The organism is Amycolatopsis rhizosphaerae (assembly GCF_007713715.1).
Classification (GTDB): domain Bacteria; phylum Actinomycetota; class Actinomycetes; order Mycobacteriales; family Pseudonocardiaceae; genus Amycolatopsis_E; species Amycolatopsis_E rhizosphaerae.
In genome coordinates, this window is the sequence record NZ_VJWX01000300.1 from 1 (window position 1) to 8,774 (window position 8,774).

The 8,774-nt window shown below is 70.3% G+C and carries 9 protein-coding genes and 1 tRNA gene; 4 read left to right on the forward strand and 6 right to left on the reverse strand.

The genetic code is table 11. The features are described 5' to 3' along the window. Window positions 1-26 precede the first annotated feature (26 nt). From FNH05_RS24945 to FNH05_RS24960, 4 genes are all read right to left on the reverse strand, one after another. Window positions 27-1,007 (reverse strand): ribose-phosphate diphosphokinase, encoded by a 981-nt coding sequence (locus FNH05_RS24945; protein ID WP_144591146.1) that lies wholly within the window; start codon window positions 1,005-1,007, stop codon window positions 27-29. Next, complete coding sequence (gene glmU / locus FNH05_RS24950; RefSeq protein ID WP_144591147.1) at window positions 997-2,475, reverse strand: bifunctional UDP-N-acetylglucosamine diphosphorylase/glucosamine-1-phosphate N-acetyltransferase GlmU; 1,479 nt, start codon at window positions 2,473-2,475, stop codon at window positions 997-999. Before glmU ends, FNH05_RS24945 begins: the two co-directional genes overlap by 11 nt. A 74-nt stretch (window positions 2,476-2,549) precedes the next feature. Continuing rightward, complete coding sequence (locus FNH05_RS24955) at window positions 2,550-4,142, reverse strand: GGDEF domain-containing protein (protein WP_144591154.1); 1,593 nt, start codon at window positions 4,140-4,142, stop codon at window positions 2,550-2,552. A 191-nt stretch (window positions 4,143-4,333) separates the two neighbouring features. Continuing rightward, a tRNA-Gln gene (locus tag FNH05_RS24960) sits at window positions 4,334-4,405 on the reverse strand. A gap of 164 nt (window positions 4,406-4,569) precedes the next feature. On the opposite strand from FNH05_RS24960, the gene FNH05_RS24965 reads away from it, so the two are divergent. Both FNH05_RS24965 and FNH05_RS24970 read left to right on the forward strand, forming a co-directional pair. Then, window positions 4,570-5,517 carry an acyl-CoA desaturase gene (locus FNH05_RS24965; protein ID WP_144591148.1) on the forward strand — a complete coding sequence of 316 codons (948 nt, stop codon included), beginning with the start codon at window positions 4,570-4,572 and terminating at the stop codon, window positions 5,515-5,517. Window positions 5,518-5,613: 96 nt separating this feature from the next. Then, the gene (locus FNH05_RS24970; protein ID WP_144591149.1) at window positions 5,614-6,207 is read left to right on the forward strand and encodes a TetR/AcrR family transcriptional regulator; all 594 of its coding nucleotides are present in this window, start codon (window positions 5,614-5,616) and stop codon (window positions 6,205-6,207) included. Between the two features lie 49 nt (window positions 6,208-6,256). Here the strand turns inward: FNH05_RS24970 and FNH05_RS24975 are convergent, their stop codons facing one another. Further along, window positions 6,257-6,790, reverse strand: coding sequence for a MarR family winged helix-turn-helix transcriptional regulator (locus FNH05_RS24975; protein WP_144591150.1), 534 nt, complete (start codon window positions 6,788-6,790; stop codon window positions 6,257-6,259). A 33-nt stretch (window positions 6,791-6,823) separates the two neighbouring features. Here FNH05_RS24975 and FNH05_RS24980 point away from each other — a divergent pair, with 33 nt between their 5' ends. After that, window positions 6,824-7,549 (forward strand): SDR family NAD(P)-dependent oxidoreductase, encoded by a 726-nt coding sequence (locus FNH05_RS24980; protein ID WP_144591151.1) that lies wholly within the window; start codon window positions 6,824-6,826, stop codon window positions 7,547-7,549. Here the strand turns inward: FNH05_RS24980 and FNH05_RS24985 are convergent. Continuing rightward, window positions 7,521-8,327, reverse strand: a complete 807-nt coding sequence (locus FNH05_RS24985) for a helix-turn-helix domain-containing protein (RefSeq protein ID WP_246127931.1) — start codon at window positions 8,325-8,327, stop codon at window positions 7,521-7,523. The two genes, FNH05_RS24980 and FNH05_RS24985, sit on opposite strands and share 29 nt — an antisense overlap. 76 nt (window positions 8,328-8,403) lie before the next feature. Here FNH05_RS24985 and FNH05_RS24990 point away from each other — a divergent pair. Then, window positions 8,404-8,774 (forward strand): LLM class flavin-dependent oxidoreductase (locus tag FNH05_RS24990; RefSeq protein WP_144591153.1); only part of this gene is annotated, 371 nt, incomplete at its 3' end.

Sequence of the window (8,774 nt, forward strand, 5' to 3'; positions counted from 1 at the left end):
GGCGAAACCACCCCGCCGGAAAACGATCAGGCGTGGCCGTCGAAGAGGCTGGTGACCGAGCCGTCCTCGAAGACCTGCTGGATGGCCTCCGCGAGCATCGGCGCGATCGACAGCACGGTCAGCCCCGGGAACCGCTTCTCCTCGGGGATCGGCACCGAGTTCGTGACGATGACCTCGCGCGCCTTGCAGTTCGACAGCCGCTCGGTGGCGGGGTCGGACAGGATGCCGTGGGTGGTGGCGATGACCACGTCCGCGGCGCCCTCCGCCAGCAGGGCGTCGGTGGCCTTCACGATCGTGCCGCCGGTGTCGATCATGTCGTCGACCAGGACACACAGCTTGCCCTGCACGTTACCCACCACGCGGTTGGCCACCGCCTGGTTCGGCTTGTCGGGGTCGCGGGTCTTGTGGATGAACGCGATCGGCCGGTCGCCGAGCTGCTGCGCCCACTTCTCGGCCAGGCGCACGCGGCCCGAGTCGGGGGAGACGACCGCGATGTCGGCGTCACCGTAGGTCTTCTTGATGTGCGAGGCGAGCAGGCTCTGCGCGAACAGGTGGTCCACCGGTCCGTCGAAGAAACCCTGGATCTGCGCGGTGTGCAGGTCGACGGTCATGATCCGGTCGGCGCCCGCGGTCTTGAACAGATCGGCGATCAGCCGGGCGGAGATCGGCTCGCGGCCCTTGTGCTTCTTGTCCTGCCGCGCATAGGGGTAGAACGGCATGACCACGGTGATCCGCTTGGCGCTGGCGCGCTTGAGCGTGTCCACCATGATCAGCTGCTCCATCACCCACTCGTTGATCGGGGCGGTGTGGCTCTGGATCACGAAGGCGTCAGTACCGCGCACGGATTCCTCGAACCGTACGAACAGTTCGCCGTTGGCGAAGGTGTGCGCGGTCTGCGGGGTGATCGTCACGTCGAGGTGCTTGGCGACCTCTTCCGCGAGTTCCGGGTGTGCACGGCCGGAGAAGAGCATGAGGTTCTTCTTCGGCGTGCCGGACTTAGGACTCATCTGACGACTCCCGCTCGATTTCCTGGTTTTCTTCGGCGGCGAGCGCGGCCTCGGCCGCGTCCGCCGCGGGAGTGCCCGCCCGGCGGCGGGTCACCCAGCCTTCAATATTGCGCTGTGGCCCGGTAGACACCGCAAGCGCCCCCGGCGGGACGTTCCGCCTGATCACCGTGCCCGCGCCGGTGTAGGCGCCGTCACCGACCTCGACCGGCGCGACGAACATGTTGTCCGAACCGGTGCGCACGTGCGAGCCGATCCGGGTGTGGTGCTTGCGGACCCCGTCGTAGTTCACGAAGACGCTCGAAGCACCGATGTTGCTGTACTCCCCGATGGTCGCATCTCCGACGTAGGTCAGGTGCGGGACCTTCGACCCCTCTCCGATGTCGGCCTTCTTCGTCTCCACGAAGGTGCCGATCTTGCCGCGCGCGCCGAGCCGGGTACCGGGCCGGAGGTAGGCGAACGGCCCCACGCTCGCGCCCTCGCCGATTTCGGCCTCCACCCCGTGCGTGCGCACGACCTTGGCGCCGGCACCGATCGTCACGTCCGTCAGCGTGCAGTCCGGCCCGACGACCGCGCCCTCGCCGATCGAGGTGGTGCCGTGCAGCTGCACTCCCGGTTCGATGCGGACGTCGCGGGCCAGTGTCACGTCCGCGTCCAGCCAGGTGGTCGCGGGATCGACCACGGTCACCCCGGCCAGTTGCCAGCGGCGGACCAGGCGCCGGTTCAGTTCGGCGCCGAGCACCGACAGCTGCGCCCGGTCGTTGACCCCCTCGGTCAGCCACGGGTCGTCGACCACCAGCGCGCCCACGTCGCGGCCTTCGGCGCAGGCGTTGGTCAGCACGTCGGTCAGGTAGAACTCGCCCTGGGAGTTGTCCGTGGACAGCCTCGTCAGCCCGTCGGCGAGCAGCGTGGCGTCGAAGGCGTAGACGCCGGAGTTGATCTCGGTGATCTCGAGTTGCGCTTCGGTGGCGTCCCGCTGCTCGACGATCCCGCGGATCGCCCCGGACCCGTCGCGGACGATGCGGCCGTAGCCGGTCGGGTCGGCCGGGACCGCGGTCAGCACCGTCACCGCGTGCCCGCTGCCGTGATGCTCTTCGAGCAGGGCGGACAGGGTGGCCGTGTCCAGCAGCGGCACGTCGCCGTAGCTCACCAGGACGGTGCCGGTCAGCCCGGGCGGCAGCGTCGCGAGCGCGCAGGACACGGCGTGCCCGGTGCCCTGCTGGGTCTCCTGCACGGCGGTCCCGACCGGGCGGCCGAGATCGCCCGCCAGCCGGTCGAGGTGCGCCACGACGGCTTCGCGCTGGTGGCCCACGACGACCACCAGGTTGTCGGGTTCCAGCCCCGCCACGGCGCGGACCGCGTGCTCGACCAGCGGTCGGCCGGCGATCGGGTGCAGCACCTTCGGGGTGGCGGAACGCATCCGGGTGCCCTCGCCCGCGGCGAGGACCAGTGTGCTCAGCGGGCCGGTCACGGCTCTCCCAAACTGCAGACGGCTTAGGCACGGCGGGCCGGCCGTTGCGGTCGGCCCCTTCCGGGGAGTCGATCCTACGGGTGCTCCTCCGCGCCCGGCTCCGGGTCGGGGTGGGCGCTGGTTTCGTTCCACGCGGGCGCGGTTTCAGCCGGGCTCGGGCCCGCCGTGGCCACCTGGTTGCCGCCGCCGCGTTTTGCCTGGTACATCGCCGCATCCGCCCGGGAGAGCACCTGGTCCGGGCGCTCCTGCGGGCGCAGTGACACCAACCCGACCGACAGGGTTACCCCGCGCGAGAGGTGGTGTGGCAGGGATGACACGGCGACCACCGCCCGGCCCAGCGCCTGCTTCGCCGCCGACACCGGCGCCCCCGGAAGCAGCGCGACGAACTCGTCACCGCCGTACCGGGCGACGATGTCGTCGCCGCGCAGGGCGTCCCGCAGGGTGCTGGCCACCACGCGGAGCACGTCGTCGCCCTCCGCGTGCGAATGCTGGTCGTTGACGCCCTTGAAGCCGTCCAGGTCGACCAGCGCCACCGCGAGCGGCTGGGCCGTGGTGGACGCGGACAGCGTGCGCAGGTGCTCGTCGAGCGCCCGGCGGTTCGGCAGGCCGGTCAGCGGGTCCTGCAGGGCCTGCTGGCTGATCGCACCGTGCTGTGCGGAAAGCCGCTCGTGCTCGCGCCGCGTGTGCAGCGTCGCGATCTGCGATTCCCGCAGCGACCACAACTCGGCCTCGAGCGCGTTCGCGTACTCCATGAGCGGGCTGACGGCCTGGGTCGTGCCGTTCTCCTCGACCTCCAGCCGGGCCAGCTCGCGCACCAGGTTGAGCCGCATGGAGGGCTGGGAATTGTCCTCTTCCAGGTTCAGGCGCGTCGCGTGCAGGGCCTTCAGCGCCTCGTCCCGCCGCCCCGCGGCCACCAGGCAACGGGACAGCGCGATCGCGACGATCACCTGCTCGTGCGGGTAGCCCGGCTCGCTGAGCAGGCGCTGCAACCGCTCGACGTGCGCGGCGTCCGGAGCGGCCAGTGCCAGCGCCGCCGCGAGCACCCCCACCTGGTCGATCGCGGGCACCCCGACCCGGCGCGGGAACAGCGACTCGGTGAAGGGCGCCTCCACCGCGACCGCCATCGAAGCCGCCGTGCCGAACTTGGCCCCGGCCTCCTCGTGCCGGTCGACCCGCTCCAGCCGCAGTCCCCAGCCCAGCAGCATCTTCACCCGGTTGATCAACTGGAGGGTGATCTCGTGCGGGCCCGCGGTCTCCCGCACCGCCTGGTGGGCCCGGCCGATCACCTCTTCGGCGGCCTCGTACACGCCCAGCTGGTTGAGCACCAGCCAGCAGTCGATGAACGCGCTGGACTGCGTTTTCGACCATTCCCGGCGCGACATGTGCATGTCCGGGCTGCTCGAATCGTCGAGGACGGCCAGCGCGCGGGCGATCTCGGTCAGCGCCGCGTCCTCCTGCTGGGCCAGCACGAGCCTGCGGCCCCGAAGGGCGTGCGCGTCCGCGCGGTAGAGGGCAAGGCCGTGCCGTCGCGTGTGCGCCAGCATCTCGTCCAGCAGCGGCTCGGCCTCGGCGGCCAGCCCCCTGGTGATCAGGCGGGCGAGCGCGGCCGCGCGCACCAGTTGCGCGACCAGGACCGGCTCCCCGCGGCGCTGCGCTTCCTCCAGCATCTCGTCCAGCGAGCGCACGATCTCCAGCTGTTCGCCGCGATGGGTGTGCTGTACCGCGGCGATGAGTTCCCGTGCGCGCCCCACCAGCCAGGCATCCGACAACTCCGCCAGCGCTGGCCGCCTGCTCGTCTGCTCGCTGTCGCTCAGCAGCGGGGTGCACCCCCTTCGTCGTCCGGGGTCCGGCACGGCAGCTCCGCCGCCAGGATTCGAACCTGAACTGTCAGAACCAAAATCTGAAGTGCTGCCAATTACACTACGGCGGATCGTGCCTGGTCAGAATACCGATCGCGGGAAGCGGTGGTTGATCAGGGGTTCTGTGTGCTTTCGGCCCTCCCCAGCAGGCCAAACCTCCTGTACCGTAACTTACGCAGTCGTAGGTTAGGCGGCCCTTTCTCAGGGCTGTCCACGCAGGAAGAAGTGGTTGTGCATGACGGCTACCCTTGAACCCCCCGCCACCAAAGCCCCCAAACCGATCATGAGTGGACACCGGCCAGCCGGTGTGCAGTTCTCGGTGTACCTGGGGGTGCTGCTGCCCCTGCTGGCACTGGCCGTCTCGGTGCCCTTCGCCTGGGGCTGGGGGCTGAGCTGGGTGGATGTCGGCCTGTTCGTCTTCTTCTACGCGCTCAGCGGGATGGGCATCACCGTCTCCTACCACCGGTACTTCACCCACGGCTCGTTCAAGGCCAAGCCCTGGCTGCGGATCGCGCTGGCCATCGCGGGCAGCTTCGCCGTGCAGGGTCCCGTCATCACCTGGGTCGCCGACCACCGCAGGCACCACGCGTTCTCGGACCGCGACGGCGACCCGCACTCGCCGTGGGCCTACGGCACCTCGCCGATGGCCATCGCGAGGGGTTTCTGGCACGCGCACATGGGCTGGCTGTTCGAGCGTGACCAGACCAATGCCGAGCGCTTCGCGCCCGACCTGCTCAAGGACAAGGCGATCAAGAAGGTCAACGACCTGTTCTGGCTGTGGACCCTGCTCACCCTGACGCTGCCCGCGCTGCTCGGCGGGCTGATCACCTGGTCGCTGTGGGGCGCGGTGACCGCGTTCTTCTGGGCCGGTCTGGTCCGGGTCTGCGTGCTGCACCACGTGACGTGGTCGGTCAACTCGATCTGCCACATGATCGGCGAGCGGCCCTTCGCCGCGCGCGACAAGTCCGCGAACTTCTGGCCGCTGGCGATCTTCTCCTTCGGCGAGGCCTGGCACAACCTGCACCACGCCGACCCCACCTCGGCGCGGCACGGTGTGCAGCGCGGGCAGATCGACATTTCGGCCCGCACGATCTGGTTGTTCGAAAAGCTCGGCTGGGTGCACGACGTGCGCTGGCCGACTCCGGCCCGGCTCGAGAGACTGGCCGCCGCCGAAGGCCGGTAAGGCCGCCCGTAGGCTGCTCAAGTGGCGGCGAGAAGGCGGGCAAAACGTGAAGCGGCCACCGGGGCGCGCCCTCCGGCCCCGGTGGCCCGCGTACGGATGACAGGGGCGGAACGCAGGCAGCAGCTGCTCAACGTGGCGCGGGCCCTGTTCGCCGAAAAGGGTTTCGACGGCACCTCGGTGGAGGAGATCGCGCAGCGCGCGAACGTGTCGAAACCCGTGGTGTACGAGCATTTCGGCGGCAAGGAAGGTATCTACGCCGTCGTCGTGGACCGCGAGACGCAGTTGCTGCTCGACCGCATGGTGTCCACTTTGCACGGTGGACATCCGAGGGCGATGCTGGAGCAGGCGGCCAGTGCCCTGCTCGGCTACGTAGAGGAATCCCACGACGGATTCCGGATCCTGGTGCGGGATTCCCCGGTGGCCTCGTCGACCGGGACGTTCTCCACGCTCCTCAACGACATCGCGAGCCAGGTCGAGCACATTCTCGGGCAGCAGTTCGCGGCGCGCGGGTACGACGAGAAGCTGGCCGCGCTCTACGCACAGGCACTGGTCGGCATGGTCGCGCTGACCGGTCAGTGGTGGCTCGACGCGCGCAAGCCCAAGCGGGACGAAGTGGCGGCGCACCTGGTCAACCTCGCCTGGAACGGGCTGTCCAACCTCGAACACAAACCCCGCCTGCGCCTGCATTAGGACCTGGTCGAAGTGGCTCCGCTGCTTCGGCACAGGCCCCGGCCGGTCCTCAGCGCCGGCTGCGGCGGGTGAGGTCGGCGAGCAGGATCCGCAGCAGGTCGCCCAGTTGCCCGCGCTGTTCCGGCGACAGGCCCGACAGCAGTTCCTCCTCGTGCGGCAGCAGGCCGTCCACGACGCGTTCGACCTCGGTGTGCCCCTTCTCGGTGAGTTCCACCAGTACACCGCGGCCGTCCTCCGGTGAACGCAGCCGCCGGACCAGGCCGTCGCGCTCGGCGCGGGCCACCCGTTGCGAGATCGCGCCCGCGCTGACCAGCGCGCGTTTCGCCAGTTCGCCCGGTGGCAACCGGTACGGCGGCCCGGCCCGGCGCAGCGTGGCGAGCAGGTCCAGCGTGGCCGAGTCCATCCCGAGCCGCAGCATCGTTTCGCGCCGGTCCTCGTCGAGCAGTTTGGCGGTCCACCAGATGCGCGTGATCACCCCGATCGAGGACACCGGCGTGCCGGGGCGCTCGCGCAGCCAGGCTTCCGCGATGGCGTCGACCCCGTCGCTTGACGGCTTTTCCGGAGCACCGGTACTTTCGGCCATGTGGGTACTTTAACACTTAAGGAGTTGTTTCCGATGGCGAATCCGAGGGAGGTCGTGGTCACCGGCGGCGGCACCGGGATCGGTAGTGCCGTGGCGTCCTGGTTCGTGCGGGCGGGCGATCGCGTGACGATCACCGGCCGCCGCCGGAACGTCCTGACCGAGGCCGCCGCCCGGCTGGGGGCGCGGGCCGTGCCCTTCGACGCCGCCGACCCCGCGGCCGTGACCGCCGCGCTCCCCGAACTTCCCGAGCGCGTGGACGTGCTGGTCAACAACGCCGGGGGCAACGCCGAGTTCGATCGGGAGCCCTCGAGTGATCTGGCCGCGCTCGCGGCGAACTGGACGGCGAACTTCGCCGCGAACGTGCTGCCCACGGTCCTGGTCACCACCGCGCTGAAGCCGCGCTTCGCCGGCGACGCCCGAATCGTCAACATCGGTTCGATCGCGGCGAGCAACGGGGCGGGCTCCTACGGTGCGGCGAAGGCGGCGATCGATTCCTGGACCGCGGACCTGTCGCGGGAACTCGGCCCGCGGCGCATCACCGCGAACGTGGTGGCGCCCGGGCTGATCGAAGGCACCGAGTTCTTCCGCGGGAACCTCACCGAGCAGCGCCGTGCGTGGCTGATCGACCAGACCCGCACCAAGCGGGCGGGCACGCTGGACGACATCGCGGAGACGGTCGGGTTCCTGGCGAGTCCCGGTGCCGGTCACCTCACCGGCCAGGTCGTCCACCTCAACGGCGGTGCCCACCTCGGCCGCTGACCGGATCTTCCCGAAGTCCTGCGGTGAAGGCCTTCGCGGTGACCTCGTCGCCGGGCAGGAAGGTCTCCAGTCGCAGTTCCGAAATCGTCACGTCCACCGCCGTGGTGAAGGTGGTGATCGCCGTGGTCAGGCTGAGCTCGCCGAGCCGGGTGCGCAGCCGCATCGGCACCGCGAACCCGAGATGGTCGGCGCCCGGCTCGGGCGGCGGGGGCACGTAACCCTCCAGCTCGGCCAGTAGCGCGGCCCGCCGCTCGTGTGGGGACCGTTCGTTCGCCAGCCGGAGCCCGTCGAGGACGTGTTGCGCCCACTCGTCGAAGTTCGCGATCCGGGGAGCCATTCCCTGCGGGTGCAGGGCGAGGCGCGGCACGTTCACCGGCGGGTCGAGCAGTTCGGGCGCCGCGTCCTCGAAGAGCAGGGTGACCGCGTCGTTGGCGGCCACCAGGTCGCCGAACCGGTCGATCACGATGGCCGGGTAGGGCAGGTGCCCGTCGAGCAGCCGGCGCAGGCTGTCGAGTACCGGCCGCAGCCGGGGGCTGTCGAGCGCGGTTTCCGGGTAGCCGGGCGCGTACCCGGCGGCGAGCAGGAGTGCGTTGCGGTCCCGCAACGGCAGTTCCAGTGACTCCGCGACCCGCACGACCATGCCGCGTCCGGGAATGGACCGGCCGCTCTCCAGAAAGCTCACGTGACGCTGCGTCGTACCGGCGCGCAGCGCGAGTTCGAGCTGGGACAGCCTGCGCTTGGCGCGCCACGCCCGCAGCGTGTCGGAGAAGGCACTCACGGCACCATCCTGGCACCAGCGTTGCATTCCCTACGAGGAATTGAGGCCGGGCACCCCCGGCCGGAGGCTGTCCGGCATGGAATACGGACTCATCCTGCCGACGAACCAGGAAAACCCGGCGTCGGCCGCCGCGCTGACCGGCCTCGCCGTCGAGGCCGAAGCGCTCGGCTTCGACTCGGTCTGGCTCGGTGAACCCCGGCCGTACGGACGGCTCGAACCACTCACCCTGCTGACCGCGCTCGCCCAGGCCCCCCGCCGGGTCACGCTCGGTACCGCCGCGCTCCTCCCGGCCTACCGCGATCCCGCCCAGACCGCGCTCGTGCTCGCTTCGCTCGACCTGATCGCCGAGGGGCGGCTCGTGCTCGGCGTCGGGGCAGGCTTCCCGGGGTTCGGCGAGCAGGAGTTCGAGCGGGTCGGCGTGCGGTGGAAGACGCGGTTCTCCCACCT